This is a genomic window from Nonomuraea sp. B208, assembly GCF_057536035.1.
The window spans coordinates 592,460-609,191 of the sequence record NZ_BAAJOU010000028.1; the positions used below are offsets into that span (position 1 = coordinate 592,460).

A 16,732-nucleotide genomic window follows, 5' to 3' on the forward strand; every position below is an offset into this window, starting at 1 on the left:
CCGATGCCCATCGAGATCTCGGTCGCGGCCCCCGCCTACAACGAGGCGGCCAACATCGCGGCGGCCGTCACCGAGTGGCGCGACTACCTGGAGCGCCACCCCGAGGTCGCCGCGTGGGAGATCGTCGTCTGCGACGACGGCAGCTCGGACGGCACCGGCCGGATCCTGCGCGAGCTCCAGGCCGGCTGCCCGCGGCTCACGGTCGTCACCTTCGCCCGCAACCGGGGCGCGGGCGCGGCCATCGCCGCCGCCGTCGCGGCCACCCGTCTGGAATGGGTGGTCCTGCTCGACTCCGACGGCCAGTTCCCGATCGCCAACTTGGACGCCTTCATCGGGCGCATCCAGGCCGGCGGCGTGCTCGCGCTGTCAGGGGCGCGGATCAGGAAGGCCGACAGCCTGCCGTACCGGTGGGGGTCGGCCGCCAGCGGCGCGGTCAGCAACCTGCTGCACCGCACCCGCTACCGCGACTTCAACTCCATCTTCAAGGTCGTGCACGGGCCGCTGTTCCGGGCGCTGCCGCTGGAGTCGGCGGGCATGAACTGCTCCACCGAGATCACCGCCCGCGTCACCGAGCTCGGCCACACCTGGACGGAGCTGCCCATCGAGCACCGCGAGCGGGGCGGCGGCAGCCGCGGCTGGCGGTTCTGGCGCGGCGCGCGCGACCGGGCGCTGTTCGTGGGCTACCTCGGGCTGCGGCACTGGCTGCTGCGCCGCGGCGTGCTGCGCGTGCCTGAGCGGGGTCTGCCTGAGCCGCGCCTGCCTGAGCCGCGCCTGCCCGAGCCGGGCCCGCCCGAGCCTGGCCCGCCCGAGCCTGGCCCGCCACAGCCGGGCGAGCACGTCGGCGTGCCCGTACGGGAGGCCCGATGAGGGTGGCCATGTTCAGCGGCGGCCGGGGCGCGGCCGGCATCGCGCGGGCCCTGCTGCGCACGCCGGGCCTCGACCTCGCCCTGCTCGTCAACGGCTACGACAACGGCCTGTCCACCGGCGCGCTGCGCCGCTACCTGCCCGGCATGCTCGGCCCGTCCGACTTCCGCAAGAACCTCCTGCTCCACCTGGGCCGCGACGACCCGCGCCGGGCGCTGCTCGAACACCGCCTGCCGCCCGGCAGCACCCTCGCCGACCTGCACAGGATCGCCGGGGCCGCCCCCGAGCCGGTGGCGCGCGACCTGCGGATCTTCGCGGCGCGGCTGGCCGCCGGCCCCGGCGGGTTCGACCTGGCGGACTGCGCGCTCGGCAACCTGGTGTTCGCGGGGGCGTACCTGCGGCTCGGGGAGGACTTCAACGCCGCCGTACGGGCCTGCGCCCGCACGTTCGCCACCCCGGCGCGGCTGCTGAACGTCACCGACGGCACGAACGCCTACCTCGTCGCGCTCAAGCAGGACGGCCGGGTGCTGGCTGACGAGGCCGACATCGTCGGCCCGCAGGACGCCGCCGCCATCACCGACCTGTTCCTGCTGCCCGCGCCGCTCACCGGGCCCGAGCTGGCCGGGCTCGCGGGGCTGCCCGCCGAGCGGGTGCGCGAGCTGCTGGCCCGCCGCGCCGTCCCCGCAGCGCCCGACCCCGAGGCGCTGCGGGCGCTCGCCGACAGCGACCTCGTCGTGTACGGCCCCGGGACCCCGCACTCCTCCCTCCTGCCCAGCTACCTCACCCAGGGCGTGGCCGAGGCCGTCGCCGGAGGACGGTCGGCGGCGCGGGTGTTCGTGGTCAACGTGGGCAGCGACCACGACGTCCAGGGGCTGAGCGCGACCGACCTGGTGGACCGGGCGCTGGCGTACCTGGGCGACCCGGGCAACGAACGCCGCCTGATCACCCACATCCTCAGCCACGACGGCCCGGCGGGCGGGCCGGCGGTGCCGCGCGCCGTCGCCGAGCGGGGGACGTGGGCCGGCGCCCGCTGGATCGCCGCCGACCTGGAGGACCCGTGCCGTCCCGGCAAGCACCACGGCCCCCGCACCGTGGCGGCGCTGCGCGCGCTGCTCGGCGAGACGCCCCTGGCGCGGGCCGGATGAGCGGGGAGCGGTCCTGGCGCGTGTGGCTGTGCGACCTCGACGGGACGCTTCTGGACTCCTTCCCCGCGCACGAGGCCGCCTTCCGCCAGGCGATCGGCGAGCTGGTCCCGTCCCGGCTGGCCGGATTCAGGTACGCCGAGCACGCCGGGGCGAGCACCGCCGCCGTCGCCGCCCGCCTGACCGGGGACCCCGGTGTGGCCGATCGGCTGGCCCGGCGCAAGCAGGAGCTCTACCGCGAGCACGTACGCGCCGGGCGGGTCCGGCCCTTCCCCGGCGCGCGCGTCCTGCTCGACCGGCTCGCCGCCGGCGGGCGGACGGCGTACGCGGTGACCGGCGGCAGCCGCGCGTCCGTCGCGCGGGCGCTCGCCGGCGCCGGGCTGGCGGACGCCTTCCGCGACGTGCTGACCGCCGACGACGTCCCGGTCAGCAAGCCCGACCCGGAGGTCTACCGCCTGGCCTGCCGCCGCTGGGACGTGGACCCGGCGGAGGCGGTCGTGCTGGAGGACTCCGCGCACGGGGTGGCGGCGGCGCTCGGCGCGGGCCTCGCGACGCTGCACGTCCACACCGCCGAGCCGATGCCCGGCGCGATCGGGGCGGGCGACCTGCACGACGTGGTGTCCCTGGTAGGAGAAGAGATGAACGGCAGTGAGTGAGCGGGGGGTGTGCGCCGTCGTCCCGGCGGCGGGACGGGGGACCCGGCTGGGCTCCGGCGTACCCAAGATCATGATCGAGGTCGCGGACGGCGTGACGCTCTGGCACCTGCTGCGCCGGCGGCTGCGGCCGGCCGCCGGGCACGTCCACGTCGTCGTCTCGCCCGACGGGGAGGGCCCGTTCCGCGCGCTGGCCGCCGGGGACCTGGCCGGCGGCGGGGTGTCGGTGAGCGTCCAGGAGCGGCCCACGGGCATGGGGGACGCGATCTTCGGCGCGGCGGCCCGGCACTGGGCGGCGTACGAGACGATCCTGGTGGTCTGGGGCGACCAGGCGAACCTGTCGGCGCAGACCGTGCGCGCGGTGCTCGCCGCGCACCCCGGCGAGGGCGTCACGCTGCCGCTGGTCGCGATGGCCGACCCGTACGTGGAGTACGAGCTGGCCGGCGGCGAGCTGGTCCGCGTCCGGCAGTCCAGGGAGGGCGAGGAGTGCCGGCCCGGCGGGCTCAGCGACGTGGGCGTGTTCTGCCTGGCCACGGACGGGCTGGAGGCCGCCTGGGCGCGCTACGTGGCCGGGGCCGGGCGGGGCGCGGCCACCGGAGAGGTGAACTTTCTGCCGTTCCTGACGCATCTGTCCCGGGTGGAGCGCCGGCCGGTGACCGTCGTGCCGGTGGCCGACCCGGCCGAGGCGCGCGGCGTGAACACGCCCGAGGACCTGGAGTTCGCCCGCCGGACGTACCTGCGGTGCCCGGACTGAGCGCCCCGGAGCGCCGCAGCACGCGCGGCTGGCTGGCCGCGCACCGGTGGGCGGCCGGGCCGACCCTGGTCAGCACGCTGGCCAGCGGGATCGCCGCGGCCACCACGCTGGTGATCGCGCGCGGAGCGGGGGCGGCGGCGTTCGGCGACTTCACGGTGGTGCTGTCGATCGCGCTGATCGTCACCGTCGGCATGCTGACCAGCCTCCACTACGTCATGCTGCAGGAGCTGCCGCGCGCCGCCCCGGAGGAGCGGCCGGCGCTGCTGACGACGGCGCTGCTCGCCACCCTGGCCGTGAGCGCGGCCCTCGCCGGGCTCGCCCTGCTGGCCGCTCCGCTGCTCACCGCAGCGCTCAACGTGGACACCGGGACGCTGGCCGCCGGGCTGGCGCTGGCCGCGTCCATGACGGTCAACCAGCTCGCGGAGAGCTTCCTGCGGGGGCTGAAGCGCTTCGCGTTCGTGGCGTGGCTGAAGCTGGCCGTCGCGCTCTGCTACCTGGGGGCCGCCTGCTTCTGCCTGCTGGTGCTGGGCGTGCGGGAGGCGGAGCCGTACCTGGCGGCGCTGATCGTCACGAACGCCGGGTTCGCCGTGGTCGCGGTGGCGGCGGCCCGGCCGCGGCTCGGGGCCTGGTCGGCGCGGCTGGCCGGGACGCTGTACCGGCACGGCGGCTGGGTGACCGCGATCGCCGCGCTGAGCGGCGTGCTGTTCGGGGTGGACGTGATCTTCCTCAACCACTGGGCGCCGGCGGCCGACGTGGGCGTCTACTCCGTCTACAACGGCTTCCCCAAGCGGCTGATGGGCGTGGTGTTCACCGACGGGATCGGGCTGGCGCTGCTGCCGCTCATGGCCACCACCGACAAACCCCTGCTGATGCGGCGGATCGCCCGGCTGGCGCCCGCCGTGGCCGTCGCGACGGCGGTGCTCTCCTTCGCCGCGAGCCTGGTGTTCTTCCTGCTGATGCGCGGCGCCTACCCGTACGCGCCGGAGCTGATGGCGCTGTCCGCGCTCGGCATCGGCCTGCACACCGCCTTCAACCTGTACTCGGTGGCGCTGTCCATGGACGGGGTGCGCGGCGCGAAGGTGCTGGCCGGCTGCCTGCTGGTGAGCGCGCCGCCCGCGCTCGCCGTGCTCGCCGTCTGCGTGCGCAGGGACGGGCTCACCGGCGGGCTGGTGGGCTTCGCGCTGGTCAACCTGGTCCTGCTGGCCGTCGTGGGGACGACGGCCGCCCGGAGATACCGCTCGTGAAGGACGTCATGAGAATCGCCTGCATCGTCAACCAGTTCCCGCCCAACGTGACCGCGGGACTCGGCCGGTACGTCGAGCTGATCACCCCCCACCTGGCCCGCGACCACGACCTGACCGTCCACACGCCGAACGACGGCGCCCTGCCCGTGGACGAGCGGGTGGACGGGGTCGCCGTGCACCGCCCGCGCGTCCGCCTCCCCGGCGGCGGCAGGCGGCTGAACCGCACCAGGCGGGCGGAGTTCCTGCTGCTCGCGGCGCGCGTGGTGGCCAGCAACTGGCGCTACGTGCGGCGGCTGCGCCGCGGCCCCCGGCCGGACCTGGTCGCCGTGCACGACTCCACGAACTTCCTGGCCGGCCTGCTCTGCCACTACCTGCTGCGGCTGCCGGTCGTCTTCCACGTCCACACCACCGAGTACGGCGTCGCGCCGCAGCGCAGCATCGCCGACCCGCTCAACCTGTTCGCCGCGCTGGAGCGGTGGCTGGCGCGCGTCTCGCGGCGGGTGGTGGTCGCCACGCCCGAGGTGCGCGAGCAGCTGCTCGCCGCCGGGTGGCGGCGCACGCCCATCGACGTGGTGCCGCTCGGCGGCACGTACGAGGCGGCGCTGGCCGGCCCCGCCTTCGACCGGGAGGCGCTGCGGGAGGAGGCGGCCGAGCTGCGCCGGTCGCTGGGGCTCGCCGAGCGGGACCGGGTGCTGCTGTTCGTCGGCAGGATCGAACGGCAGAAGGGCGTCTACCAGCTCCTGGAGGCGATGCGGGAGGTGGTGAAGGCGGTGCCGGGGGTGCGGCTGGTGATCGCCGGCGAGGGCGACGAGACGGGCGTGCGGCGCATCGTGGCGGCGACCGGGCTGCGCGGGAAGGTGGTGTGCTCCGGGCGGTTCGTACCGGCTCGGGAGCTGATGGCGTACTACGAGCTGGCCGAGGTGTGCGTGTTCCCGTCGCTGTTCGAGCCGTTCGGGCTGGTGGCGACCGAGGCGATGGCGCTCGGGCGGGCCGTGGTGCTCGGCGACGGCTTCTCGCGGATCTTCATCGGGCCGGACCCGGCGCGGCCCGCGGTCCGGTTCGTACGGGCGAGCGAGCCCGCCGACATCGCGCGCGGCGTCGTCGAGGTCATGTCGGACGCGGCGCTGCGGCGGGCGCTGGCCGGGCGCGGGGAGCGGCTGGTCAGGGAGGGGCTGAGCTGGGAACGCGCCGCCGCCGAGACGCTCGCCGTGTACGACGCGGCGCTCAAGCCCTGAAGACCCGCTTTCAGGCTCTGGCCGGGCGGAGCACGCGCAGGGAGCCCACCGCCAGCCCGGCCACGAGCACCACGTGCACGGCCAGGTGCACGGCCATGAAGTAGGCGGTGAACCCCGCCCCCCGCTCCCGGTGCACGAACCGCAGCAACCCCGGATCCGCCACCACGAACCATCCCACCAGCGCCACCGGCACGGCCAGCAGCGCCGGTGACAGCAGCCCCAGCGGCAGGCAGGCCAGGGCGAGCGCGCAGGCGAGGATCCCGGCCCGGCTGTTGGCGTTCTCCGGCTTGGCCGCGCCGCGCCGGGCGGTGGCCAGCGCCAGCGGGATCAGCGGCAGCGCCCGCCGCCACTGCTCGCCGAGGACCGGCAGCAGCCGGTGCCCCTCGTCGTGCCGGCCCACCACGGCGTCGGACAGCACGATCCTGGTGCGGACCGCGAGGCGGCTGCTGTACTCGACGTCCTCGCAGTCGCGCAGGCTCTCGTCCAGCGCGCCGGCCGCCGCCAGGACCTCGCGCCGCACCGCGGCCAGCGCGAACACCACGCTGTTGACCTCGCCCACGTGCCGGCTGCGCCAGTGCACCTGGTGCAGCAGGCGGTACCACTCGACCGGGCCGTCGTCGATGAGCGGCTCGGTGTCGTACACGCCGTGCACGCAGCCCACGCCCGGATCCGACTCCAGGATCGCCAGGGCGCCCGCCACGGCGTCGGGGCGCAGCGCCACATCGCTGTCCAGGAAGAAGATCACCTCGCCGGTGGTGCTCGCGACGCCGGCGTTCCTGGCCGCGGAGACGCCGCGGTTGTCCGGCAGGCGTACGACCCGGCAGCCCAGCTCCTCCGCCAAGGCGGGGGAGCCGTCGGAGCTGGCGTCGTCCACCACCACGATCTCGTCGGGCACGCGGGTCTGCGCCAGCACCGACTCCAGGCACAGGCGCAGGGTCCGTGCGGCGTTGTAGCAGGGCACGATCAGGGAAACTCTCGTCACGGGGGACCCCTCGGCAACGGCTCGTCCTGACGGCCGGCTGCGACGCCCCGGCCACCCCTCCATGATCCCGCATCGCGCCCGTCCGGGAGCCGTAGAGGTCGTCTCTCTTGAAATTAGAGCATTTCTCCAGAAAAATGCTCTGGCATGACCTCTCTCGCGGTGGTGACCGGCGGCAATCGCGGCATCGGGTACGCGGTGTGCGCCCGCCTGGCGGCCGACGGCTACAAGGTGCTGCTGGTCGCCCGCGATCCCGTACGGGGCCGGCGGGCCGCCGCGGCGCTCGCGGGCGACGTCGAGTGCGTGCCCGGAGACCTCACCACCGTGGCGTCCGTCCGCAGGCTGGCCGAGGACCTGCGTACGCGGTGCCCGAGCGTCGAGGTGCTCGTGCACAACGCCGGGCTCTGGCCGAGCCGCCGCGTCCTGACCGGCGACGAGCTGGAGGAGTCGTTCGCGGTCAACCACCTGGCGCCGTTCCTGCTCAACCACCTGCTGGAGGACCGGCTCGAACGGGTGGTGCAGGTCAGCGCGGGAATCTACGTCAAAGGCCGGGCCGAGCCCGGACGCACCGCCGTCGGCGCGGACTTCTCCTCCCTCCGCACCTACGCCGACACCAAGCTGTGCAACCTGCTGACCGTGCCGCTGTTCGCCGAACGCTGGCGCGACCGGGGGATCACCATCGACGCCGTGCACCCCGGCGTGATCCGCACCGGGCTGGGCGACCGCGGCGGCCCGCTCGGCTGGCTGCTCAAGGCCGCCAAACGCAAGTGGGCCACGCCCGAGGAGGGCGCCGCCCCCGTCGCCGCCCTCGCCCGCGACACCGGCACCGGCCGCTACTTCGACCAGGCCAGGGAGGTCCCGCTGGAGGGACCGGCCGCCGACCGCGACCTGGCCCGGCGTATCTGGGACGAGGCCGAGGAGCTGACGGCGGCCCGGTGACCCCGCACAGGCGCAGCGCCGAGACGATCACGAAGCTCCTCGACACGGCCCTGGAGGTGCACCCCGGCGACTTCACCCTGAGGGCCGTGACCGAGCGCAGCGGCGTCAGCATGGGCAGCCTGTACCACCACTTCGGCAGCCTGGAGGCGCTGGCGGCCGCACTGTACAGCCGGTGCATGGCCGAGCTGCTCGACGCGCTGATCGCCGCCGTGGAGAGCGCCGCGGACGCCCGTGACGGCGTGTGCCGGGCGGTGCGGGCGTACCTGGACTTCACCGGTAGCCATCCGGACAAGGCGCGCTTCATCCACGCGGGGCCGTACGCGATCGACCTCGGGCCGCACGCCGAGCGCATCGCGGCCGGCAAGGCGGAGCGGCTGGCGCGGCTGAACGACTGGATCGGCCGCCACATGGCGGCGGGAACGGTCGCGCCGCTGCCGCCGGCGCAGGTGGAGATGCTGCTCATCGGGCCGGTCGCCGAGGTGACCAGGCGGTGGCTGGCCGGGGCGCCGGACATCGACCTGGCCGAGGCGGCGCGCATCCTGCCCGACCGCATCTGGCGCTCCCTGAGCCCCTGACCGCCCGGCTCAGCGGCCCCGCGGACGCCGGCGACGGGCAGGGCAGACGGGCCACGCGGAAGAGCGCGACGATCAGGGTCACCGCGGCCACGAACCAGGCGACCGCACCGAGCCGCCAGGGGGGAGGGGGAAGACCTCGCTCCGCCGCTAACCTGTTCGTTCTGGCGGCCGGACGGCACGCCTGTCTGCCGATCAGGGAGGAAGACCGATGATCGATGAGAGTTATGCCAAGTGGTTCGGTCTGCACACCAATGACGTCCTCCACCTTGTTTGGTGCTCCGCCACCACGACCGACGTCTTGGCGGCCTACGGCATCTCTCCCGAGAACACGAAGCCGATGCGCTTTCAAAGTGACGATATCGATATGCTCATTGGGCGTCTCGGTAACGGCACGATCATCATGGACTACGACGTCGATTATTGGTCGCGCGGATGTCTTCCCGCCCTGGCGCAGTATGGACCCTGTCTGAGCGCTGCATGGTGCGACGACGCCCCGGCGATCGTGTCCTATTACGCTCAAGGCGGCCGCGTGGTCGCGTTCGACGCGAGCTTTCGGGACTGGTACCCGGATCCGGATCTCGCCGGCGTCGAAGAATGGATCGCCGCTACGCCAGGCGGTAGGGAAATGTGGGACACCCGCTGGGACCGCGCCATACTTTTGACCGCCGAAGCGCTGCTGCAAGCTGCGGTGGACGATGAATGGATGCGATCGACCCACATTGGCGTTACCTTCCCGGAATGAGAGGCCGCCGGGCGGCGCTCCAGCGAAGGGCGGGCGCCGGTCAGGGGCGGACGGCGCCGGCGAGGCGGCCTCGCCAGTAGGCGTCGAGGTCGACCACCTTGACGACGTCGCCGGTCTGCGGGGCGTGCACCATCTTGCCGTTGCCCGCGTACATCCCCATGTGGCCGAGGCCCTTGCTGAACAGCAGGTCGCCGGGCTGGAGGGCGGTCAGGGGGACACGGCGGGAGGCGCCCCAGCTCCACTGCGTGTACGTCGTACGCGGCAGCGTGACCCCGGCCGCCCGCCACGCGGCCTGGACGAGGCCGGAGCAGTCGTAGGAGCCCGGCCCCGTGCCGCCGTACCGGTAGGGCTTGCCGACCTGGGCGAAGGCGAAGCGGAGCGCCGCGCGGGCGCTGCCGGAGGCCGGGCCCGTGTACGGGATGCCGCGGCTCGCCGGGTCGCCGGTGCGGAAGGTGCCCAGCCGGCGCAGCAGCTTGGTCTGCTCATCGACCATCTCGTCCACCTTGTCGCGCCGGCCGCGTACCTGGTCGCGGGCCTCCTCCGCCTCCGCCAGGACAATCTTGGCCTGGGCGTGCCGCCTGCGCAGGTCCGCGTCGGCGGCCTCGTACGCGCGCAGCTTCGCCGCCCGCGCCCGCGCGATCTCGTCGAGCGAGGCCACGCCGCCGAGCAGCGCCTCCGGGCTGCCCTGCCCCACCAGCCTGGCCCAGCCGTCCACGGAGCCGATCTGGTAGTCGCTGACCACGGCCGCCATGAGGTCGCGGCGCAGGGCGGCGGCAGCGGCGTCCTTGCGGCCGATCTCGGCGTCGAGCGCCGCGTACTTCGCGCGGGCCTTGCGGTAGGTCTCGTTCGCCTGGTTGTACTGCTCGACGAGCTGGTCCGCCTGCTCGTTGAGCTTCACCAGCTTCGCCCTGGCCTGGGCGGGGGTCGGCTCGGCGAGCGCGGCGCCGGGGTGGACGGCCGCCCCGGCGACGGCCAGCGCCGCCGCGACCGCCGCCGCGCGCGCGAGCCTTGTTGGCACGGCCACTCAGCCTCCTCGTGGTCTCCCTGTCCGGTGGGCGGCCCATAGGGAGGTACGCCCGCGGCGGCGGGCGCGTTCAACGAGGAGCCGGAGGAGTCAGTGGTGGTATTGGTGGACGACCGCGTGCCCCTTGCCGCGCCCGATCAGCCACTTGTTCACGGGCGTGGTCAGCACGAAGGCGGTCACCAGCGAGCCCGCCAGCGCCGCCCAGAACAGGCCGCTGTCCAGGCCCGCGTTCATCGCGCCCGGCACGAGCAGCATGACCGCGTTGTCGAGGACCTCCATCACCGCGATGGAGACGGTGTCGGCGGCCAGCGCGACCTTCAGCGCGGTGCGAAGGTCGACGCCGGCCCGCAGCACGCCGCGCATGGTGAGCGCGTAGCCGAAGAGGAAGGCGAGCGCCACGGACAGCACGACCGTGGCCAGGCCGGACAGACCGCGCCAGGTGCCGATGACCATGCCGAGCACCTCGCCGATGGCGCAGCCGGTCAGGCAGTGCAGGGTCGCCTGCGCCGCCGCGGCCCAGGTGGCAGCGGGAGGCCCGGGGGCCGGGTGATGATGATCGCCGTGTTCCATGACGCTCCTTGAGGGGGTGGCGTCAGGAATTATAGGGGGAGGGGGTATACGGGTGTCTCCGGCGGAGGTCGCGGGCGGCGGTCAGGCGGCCGTCCTGGCCGCCGAGGCCGCCGAGGCCGCCGAGGCCAGCGTGCGCCACCCGGCGGTGACCGCCCCCGCGAGCAGCGTCACCCCCGACAGCACGCCGCTGACGAACGGCACCCACGCGATCGCCGCCGTCCCGGTCATGACCAGGCCCGCGACCCCGAGCACGGTCAGCAGCGCCCCCGGAACGGCGATGTCCCAGGTCCGCCAGATCGGCGCCAGCGCCACGAAGTGCACGCCCACCACCACGGCGATCCACGCCACGTTGGCCTGTACGGGACGTTCCCACGCGGCGAGCACCCGCAGCCCGCCGAACAGCAGCAGCGCCTCGGCCGCCACCACCGCCAGATAGCCGCGGCCGAACATCGGCCCCCCGCTGCCACCCTCGCCGGTCCGCTGCCCACGCGCGGCGCTGAACCACATCGCGGCGACCGCGACGGCGGCCAGGCAGGCCGCCACTCTGAGGAACGTCGCCACCACGCCGTTCAGCGGCTCGTGCGCGTTCACGACGACGAAAACGGCGCCGAAGACGGCGCCGATGAGCAATCCAGTCATCCTTTGCATGCCGCCCATTGAACGGCCCCGCACGCCCCGCCCACACGGGGGACAGGGCGAGGTCGAGGTAGGGCCACCCCTATTGAACGGCGCCCCGGAGATAGGCGAGCACCGCCAGCACCCGCCGGTTGTCGTCGGCGCCCGCCGGGATCTCCAGCTTGGCGAACAGGCTGGCCACGTGCTTGCCGACGGCCGCCTCGGTGATCGACAGCGCCCGCGCGACCGCGCCGTTGGAGCGTCCTTCGGCGATCAGCGCCAGCACCTCGCGTTCGCGCGCGGTCAGCCGGTGCGCCGGCTCGGTGACCTCCCGCCCCTTGGCCCAGGTCAGCTCGAACAGGTCGACGAGCGCGGCGATGAGGCTCTGCTGCCGGATCACCAGCGCGCCGGGGGCCTCCGCGACGGGGGTGAGCCGGACGAACGCCACCGCCCGGTCGAAGATCAGCACCTGCTGGATCGGCTCGTCCACCACCCGGTGCAGGTCGCCTGCCGCGTGGAGCTGCCGGATCCGGGCCGCCTTGAGCGGGTCGTCGAGCACGCTCGCGTGCACGATCGTCCGCATCGACACGCCGCCCTCCAGGACGTCGAGCACGTCGCGCCGGCTGCGCTGCTCCTGCCGGCCCGTGTCCTTCGAGCCCACCGGGTGCATGGCGCGCAGCGCGCGGGCGGCGCGGGCGGCCTGGAGGATCCGGGCCCGTACGACGGCGTCGTCGTCCACCCGCTCGACGTCCACGGGGAGGCCGCGCAGCTCGCCCACGACCTCCTCCAGGCGGCGGGTCAGCCGCTCCAGCGAGACGCCGTCGTTCATGCCGGCGGGTGGCGCCGGGCGGCGGCCGTGAGGCGGGTCAGCGCCTGGTGCAGGTCCTGCAGCTCGTCGAGGCCCATGCCGAGGCGGGAGACGATGGCGGGCGGGATCTTCTCCGCCTCCGCCCGAAGCGCCCTGCCCTCGGGCGTGAGGGTGACCGACAGGGCGCGCTCGTCCCTGCTGTTGCGCTCGCGGCGCACGTAGCCCAGGGCCTCCAGGCGCTTCAGCAGCGGCGACATCGTTCCCGGGTCGAGCTGGAGCAGCTCGCCGAGCTCCTTCACCGACAGCGGCTCGTGCTGCCAGAGGGCGAGCATCGCGAGATACTGCGGGTGGGTGAGGCCCATGGGCTGCAGCAGCGGCCGGTAGAGGCCGATCACACTGCGCGAGGCGATGCTGAGGGCGAAGCACACCTGCCGTTCCAGCGCCAGCGGGTCCGTGATCTCTGTCACGTCCTTCACATCTGTCGCGTCCTCCATATGGGGACCTCCGCCGGCCTCTGGTAGCTTTCTTTGTGTACCAACTATTAGCCTGCCAAACGTGAGTACGCAAACCAACCGCCGGGAAGGACCGCCGTGTTTCACCGCAAGCCGCTTGAGGAGCGCATCGCCGAGCGCCAGGCCAAGCTGCCGCCGCTGAAGGAGGGCAAGCACTTCGAGCACGGCCCGGCCAAGTTCGTCTTCATCGCCCTCATCGTGTCCGTGGTGCTCATGCACTTCGTCGGCCTGGCGGTCGTCATGCACTTCTACTCGTGACGACACCCTCCGGTATCACCGGGGCCCCTCGCGGTCTCTGCAGGGGACATGGGGCTCCTTCTCCCGGGAGACCCGCGACAGCTCGGGGACTACTGGCTGGTCAGACGTCTCGGAGCGGGCGGGCAGGGGGTTGTCTACGAGGGGTACGACCGCGCCGGGCGCCGGGTCGCGATCAAGGCGCTCCGTGAGGAGTACCTCGACCAGGGGGACATGCGCTCCCGCTTCGCCAAGGAGGTCGTGGCGGCGCGGCGGGCGGCGTCGTTCTGCACGGCGCGCGTCCTGGAGGCCGACCTCGACGCGCGGCCGCCGTACATCGTCAGCGAGTACGTCGACGGCCCCGACCTGCGGCGGGCGGTCGAGACCGGCGGGCCGCTCGACGACGACTCGCTGCACCGGCTGGCGGTCGGCATGGCCACCGCGCTCACCGGCATCCACCGGGCGGGCATCGTGCACCGCGACCTCAAACCGGACAACGTGCTGCTCGGGCCCGACGGCCCACGACTGATCGACTTCGGCATCGCCCACGCCGAAGGCATGACACTCACGAACGAGGGCCGCGCCGCCGCCGGGACTCCCGCGTACATGGCCCCGGAACGCCTGGCCGGCCAGCGCGGCGGGACCGGCGTGGACGTGTGGGCATGGGGAGCGGTGCTGCTGTACGCGGCCAGCGGGCGCTCACCGTTCGCCGGCGACAGCGGCGGCGACGTGACCCTGGTGCGCTACCGGGTGCTGAACCATCGGCCGGACTTCTCCGTCGTGCCGCCGCCGGGACTGCGGGAGCTGGTGGAGGCGGCGATGTCGCTGTACGCCGACGCCCGGCCGGACGCCGCGACGCTGCTGCTCCGCCTGGTGGGCGGCTGGGCCCCGAAACGGCTGCTCCCGGAGACCCTGCTGACCCCGGACGGCCTCGCCAAGCCGGAGGTCCTCACCCACCCCGAACTCCTCGCCCGCCCCGGACCGCCCGGAAGTCAGGACGGCGACGCGAGCCTCCCGCAGGAGTTCACGCCCCAGCCCTCCGGACCACCCCCGCCCGATCCGCGTGATCGGCGGGACGACACGGACCGGCTGCTCCGGCAGGGGAGCAGGGCCGCCGCCGGGCTGCTCCGCCCGGCGGCGGCCGTCGAGCCCTCGCCCGCCGAGCTGGCCGAGCGGGTCTACAACGAGCTGGGCCCCGAGGACAGGGAGGTCGTGCCGCGCGTCCTGCTCCGCCTCGTCCTCCCGGGCGACGGGGCCGACGGGGCCGACGGCGCGCTGCGGACCGCGTACGTGCACGAGCTGTCCGACCCCGCCACCGACCCGCAGGCGGTGGCCCGCGTGCTGGACGGCTTCGCCGGCGAGGGCCTGCTGGTACGCCGCGACGACGCCGTGACCCTGGCCGCCGCCGGCCTGCTGCGCGCCTGGCCCCGGCTGCGCGGCTGGATCGAGGCCGACCGGCCGGGCCTGGCGGTGCACGGCCCGCTCGGCGCGGCGGCCCGCCTGTGGGACGACCACGGCCGCGAGTCCGACGACCTGTACCGGGGTACGGCCCTGCGCGACGCCCTGGCCTGGGCCGAGAGCGGCGGCGGGCTGCTCCGGCCGAACTCGCTGGAGCACGCGTTCCTGGAGGAGTCGGCCGCCCGCACCCGCAGCCGGGCGCGGCGGCGCAGGCGGACGGCGGGCGTCATGGCCGCGCTCGTGGCGCTGGTCCTCGCCGTCACCGCCGTCGCCGTCGCCCAGGACCGGGCCGGCTCCAGGCAGCGGGACGAGGCCGCCGCCCTCCGGATCGCCCAGCTCGCCGCGTCGAGCCGAAGCGACGACCCGGCCACGGCGATGCTGCTCAGCGTGGCGGCCTGGCGGGTGGCGGCGGTCCCGCAGGCGGTGGCGGCGCTGCACAGCTCGCTCGCCCAGCGCGAGCTGCGGACGTTCACGCCGCCGGTGCGGGTGAGCGGCGCGGCTCGCTACGCCCTCAGCGCCGACGGCCGCACCCTGGCCCTGGCCGACGGGGACACCGCCACCCTCTGGCGTCTGCCCGTCACGACACCGGCCTCGTCCGGCGTCGCGGCGGTCACCGTACGCGGGATCGGCGGGCCGGCGCACGCCCTCGCCCTGAGCGGCGACGGGGCCCTGCTGGCCGCCGCGGACGCCCGTTCCATCAGGACCTGGGACGTCGCGACCGCCCGGCTGCTGGGTGAGATCGCGGGCGGCGCGGAATGGCTCGGCTTCGGCCCCGGCGGCCGCCTGCTCGCCGCCGTCACCCCCGAGGGACGGGCACGGGTGTGGGAGCTTGCGGCTGGCGGCGGCCGGCCGCTCCCACTGGACGTCCCCGAGGCCCTGGGCGTCGCCTTCGCCCCGGACGGCCGGCACCTGGCCGTGCCCGTCTCCCGAGGCCGCTACGAGCTGTGGGACCGGGAACGCCGCCTCGCCATTGCCCCGGGCCGCGCGGTCGCCCTCAGCCAGAACACCCTGGCCGCGGCCGGCAACACCACCATCCACCTGACCACCCTGCCCCCCACCGCCTCCACCGCCCCCAGCGCCCCCGGCGTCTCCACCGCCTCCGCCCTCACCATCTCCGCCGTGCCCGCCGCCCCAACCGCCACAACCGCCCCTGACGGGCCCGTTTGGCGCGGGGGGTTGCCTGTGCGGGCGCGGGTTCTGGTCTTCAGTGGGGACGGGCGGCGGCTGGCGACCTACGACGGGGCCGCGCTCGCGCTCTGGGCGGCGGGCAGGGACGACCCGCTGCTCGTGTGGCCGCTCGCGCAGCCGCCCGCCGAGCTCGTCTTCGGCCCCGGCGACCGGACGCTCGTCGCCCTCGGCCCCGGTGGAAGGGCCGTCGTGCTGGACGTCGCCGCGCCCCCGCCGCTGGTGCCGTCGGCCGGGGCGGCCACGTTCGCGCCCGGCGCCGCCACCGTGGCCGTCTGGCGCGCGGGCGCGGCCGAGCTCTGGGACGTCGCCGCCCGCCGCCGCGTCGCGCGCCTCGTCCCGGCGGCCGGCGGCTCCCCGGTCGCCCTCGCCTTCGCGCCGGACGGCCGCACGCTGGCGGTGGGCACGTCCTACCCCGCCACGGTCACCCTCTGGGACACCGGCGGCCCGGCGAGGCCGCGCGCCGTCCCGATCGCGGGCGCCGACGAGGTCGAGGGGCTGGTCTTCGCCCCCGACGGCCGCACGCTGGTGGTCTCGCCGCAGTCGGCCGCCCGCGGACGCGCCCGCGCCGAGAAACGGGACGTGGCGACCGGCCGCAGGACCGGCGTACTCCCGCACACCGGCGGTTCCCGGATGGCCTTCCGCCCCGACGGCGGCGCGCTGGCCGTCAACGGGCGGGACAACGCCCTGCTCGACCTGCGCACCGGCCGGACCGCCGAAACGCCGTTCGCCGCCGCCGACGGCGTACGGGCCATCGCCTACAGCCCGGACGGCAAGGTCCTCGCGACCGGCACCACCACCGAGGGCGTGATCTTGTGGGACGGAGCCGGCCAGCCACGGCGGCTGCCGGTCGGCGCGGAGGAGGGCGAGCAGATCGACGCCCTCGCCTTCTCCCCGGACGGCCGCACGCTGGCCGCCGCCGGCGCGTACGGCAAGGTGTGGCTGTGGGACCTGGCGCACGGCGTCCCGCTGGGCCTGCCGGTGCCCCGGCACGAGGGCGCGGTGCTGGCGCTGGCCGTCAGCCGGGACGGCCGGGCCCTGCACAGCGTGGGCGCCGACGGCCGGCTGGCGGTCCACCCGCTCGACCCCGGCGCCCTCGTACGGGAGGTGTGCGCCCGCGCCGGCGGCACGCTCCCGTCGGCCGCGTGGCGGCGGCTGATCCCGTGGACGCCGTACCGGAAGGTGTGCTGAGCCGAGGA

The 16,732-nt window shown here is 75.0% G+C and carries 17 protein-coding genes; 11 read left to right on the forward strand and 6 right to left on the reverse strand.

Annotated features, from left to right (window positions below; translation table 11 throughout):
* The first annotated feature begins 3 nt into the window (after window positions 1–3).
* From AC27IY_RS39025 to AC27IY_RS39050, 6 genes are read left to right on the forward strand one after another with little or no spacing between them, the layout of a single operon-like run.
* Window positions 4–867, forward strand: a complete 864-nt coding sequence (locus tag AC27IY_RS39025) for a glycosyltransferase family 2 protein (protein WP_487181072.1) — start codon at window positions 4–6, stop codon at window positions 865–867.
* Complete coding sequence (locus AC27IY_RS39030) at window positions 864–2,009, forward strand: 2-phospho-L-lactate transferase CofD family protein (RefSeq protein WP_487181073.1); 1,146 nt, start codon at window positions 864–866, stop codon at window positions 2,007–2,009. The genes AC27IY_RS39025 and AC27IY_RS39030 overlap by 4 nt, the downstream gene beginning before the upstream one ends.
* Entirely contained in the window at window positions 2,006–2,662 is a 657-nt protein-coding gene (locus tag AC27IY_RS39035; protein WP_487181074.1) for an HAD family hydrolase, read from the forward strand. Before AC27IY_RS39030 ends, AC27IY_RS39035 begins: the two co-directional genes overlap by 4 nt.
* Window positions 2,655–3,413: an NTP transferase domain-containing protein gene (locus AC27IY_RS39040; protein WP_487181075.1), complete on the forward strand. Its 759-nt coding sequence runs from the start codon at window positions 2,655–2,657 to the stop codon at window positions 3,411–3,413. Before AC27IY_RS39035 ends, AC27IY_RS39040 begins: the two co-directional genes overlap by 8 nt.
* Window positions 3,401–4,657 (forward strand): hypothetical protein, encoded by a 1,257-nt coding sequence (locus AC27IY_RS39045; RefSeq protein WP_423450587.1) that lies wholly within the window; start codon window positions 3,401–3,403, stop codon window positions 4,655–4,657. Before AC27IY_RS39040 ends, AC27IY_RS39045 begins: the two co-directional genes overlap by 13 nt.
* An 8-nt stretch (window positions 4,658–4,665) precedes the next feature.
* Entirely contained in the window at window positions 4,666–5,892 is a 1,227-nt protein-coding gene (locus tag AC27IY_RS39050) for a glycosyltransferase family 4 protein (RefSeq protein WP_344218356.1), read from the forward strand.
* Window positions 5,893–5,902: 10 nt separating this feature from the next.
* On the opposite strand, the gene AC27IY_RS39055 is transcribed toward AC27IY_RS39050, so the two are convergent.
* Complete coding sequence (locus AC27IY_RS39055; protein ID WP_487181076.1) at window positions 5,903–6,874, reverse strand: glycosyltransferase family 2 protein; 972 nt, start codon at window positions 6,872–6,874, stop codon at window positions 5,903–5,905.
* 144 nt (window positions 6,875–7,018) lie between these two features.
* Between AC27IY_RS39055 and AC27IY_RS39060 the strand changes: the two genes are divergently transcribed.
* From AC27IY_RS39060 to AC27IY_RS39070, 3 genes are all read left to right on the forward strand, one after another.
* Complete coding sequence (locus AC27IY_RS39060; RefSeq protein WP_487181077.1) at window positions 7,019–7,810, forward strand: SDR family NAD(P)-dependent oxidoreductase; 792 nt, start codon at window positions 7,019–7,021, stop codon at window positions 7,808–7,810.
* Entirely contained in the window at window positions 7,807–8,385 is a 579-nt protein-coding gene (locus AC27IY_RS39065) for a TetR/AcrR family transcriptional regulator (RefSeq protein ID WP_487181078.1), read from the forward strand. The genes AC27IY_RS39060 and AC27IY_RS39065 overlap by 4 nt, the downstream gene beginning before the upstream one ends.
* Window positions 8,386–8,593: 208 nt before the next feature.
* Entirely contained in the window at window positions 8,594–9,127 is a 534-nt protein-coding gene (locus AC27IY_RS39070; RefSeq protein ID WP_487181079.1) for a hypothetical protein, read from the forward strand.
* A 40-nt stretch (window positions 9,128–9,167) separates the two neighbouring features.
* Here the strand turns inward: AC27IY_RS39070 and AC27IY_RS39075 are convergent, their stop codons facing one another.
* The 5 genes from AC27IY_RS39075 to AC27IY_RS39095 form a co-directional block, all read right to left on the reverse strand.
* Complete coding sequence (locus AC27IY_RS39075; protein WP_487181080.1) at window positions 9,168–10,151, reverse strand: C40 family peptidase; 984 nt, start codon at window positions 10,149–10,151, stop codon at window positions 9,168–9,170.
* 90 nt (window positions 10,152–10,241) lie between these two features.
* Window positions 10,242–10,721 (reverse strand): DUF4396 domain-containing protein, encoded by a 480-nt coding sequence (locus AC27IY_RS39080; protein WP_487181081.1) that lies wholly within the window; start codon window positions 10,719–10,721, stop codon window positions 10,242–10,244.
* Between the two features lie 81 nt (window positions 10,722–10,802).
* Window positions 10,803–11,360: a hypothetical protein gene (locus tag AC27IY_RS39085; protein ID WP_423450579.1), complete on the reverse strand. Its 558-nt coding sequence runs from the start codon at window positions 11,358–11,360 to the stop codon at window positions 10,803–10,805.
* 79 nt (window positions 11,361–11,439) lie between these two features.
* Window positions 11,440–12,165, reverse strand: coding sequence for a helix-turn-helix transcriptional regulator (locus AC27IY_RS39090; protein ID WP_423450578.1), 726 nt, complete (start codon window positions 12,163–12,165; stop codon window positions 11,440–11,442).
* Window positions 12,162–12,611 (reverse strand): MarR family winged helix-turn-helix transcriptional regulator, encoded by a 450-nt coding sequence (locus AC27IY_RS39095; RefSeq protein ID WP_344218340.1) that lies wholly within the window; start codon window positions 12,609–12,611, stop codon window positions 12,162–12,164. Before AC27IY_RS39095 ends, AC27IY_RS39090 begins: the two co-directional genes overlap by 4 nt.
* A gap of 123 nt (window positions 12,612–12,734) precedes the next feature.
* Between AC27IY_RS39095 and AC27IY_RS39100 the strand changes: the two genes are divergently transcribed.
* Both AC27IY_RS39100 and AC27IY_RS39105 read left to right on the forward strand, forming a co-directional pair.
* Window positions 12,735–12,914 (forward strand): hypothetical protein, encoded by a 180-nt coding sequence (locus AC27IY_RS39100; protein ID WP_344218338.1) that lies wholly within the window; start codon window positions 12,735–12,737, stop codon window positions 12,912–12,914.
* 48 nt (window positions 12,915–12,962) lie between these two features.
* Window positions 12,963–16,724, forward strand: coding sequence for a protein kinase domain-containing protein (locus AC27IY_RS39105; RefSeq protein ID WP_487181082.1), 3,762 nt, complete (start codon window positions 12,963–12,965; stop codon window positions 16,722–16,724).
* Window positions 16,725–16,732 lie beyond the last annotated feature (8 nt).

Bases quoted from the DNA above. Each gene is read 5' to 3' on its own strand.
- AC27IY_RS39090 (WP_423450578.1), bottom strand. From the start codon at position 12,165: ATGAACGACGGCGTCTCGCTGGAGCGGCTGACCCGCCGCCTGGAGGAG.
- AC27IY_RS39025 (WP_487181072.1), top strand. From the start codon at position 4: ATGCCCATCGAGATCTCGGTCGCGGCCCCCGCCTACAACGAGGCGGCC.
- AC27IY_RS39060 (WP_487181077.1), top strand. From the start codon at position 7,019: ATGACCTCTCTCGCGGTGGTGACCGGCGGCAATCGCGGCATCGGGTAC.
- AC27IY_RS39080 (WP_487181081.1), bottom strand. From the start codon at position 10,721: ATGGAACACGGCGATCATCATCACCCGGCCCCCGGGCCTCCCGCTGCC.
- AC27IY_RS39070 (WP_487181079.1), top strand. From the start codon at position 8,594: ATGATCGATGAGAGTTATGCCAAGTGGTTCGGTCTGCACACCAATGAC.
- AC27IY_RS39105 (WP_487181082.1), top strand. From the start codon at position 12,963: ATGGGGCTCCTTCTCCCGGGAGACCCGCGACAGCTCGGGGACTACTGG.
- AC27IY_RS39085 (WP_423450579.1), bottom strand. From the start codon at position 11,360: ATGACTGGATTGCTCATCGGCGCCGTCTTCGGCGCCGTTTTCGTCGTC.
- AC27IY_RS39030 (WP_487181073.1), top strand. From the start codon at position 864: ATGAGGGTGGCCATGTTCAGCGGCGGCCGGGGCGCGGCCGGCATCGCG.
- AC27IY_RS39035 (WP_487181074.1), top strand. From the start codon at position 2,006: ATGAGCGGGGAGCGGTCCTGGCGCGTGTGGCTGTGCGACCTCGACGGG.
- AC27IY_RS39050 (WP_344218356.1), top strand. From the start codon at position 4,666: ATGAGAATCGCCTGCATCGTCAACCAGTTCCCGCCCAACGTGACCGCG.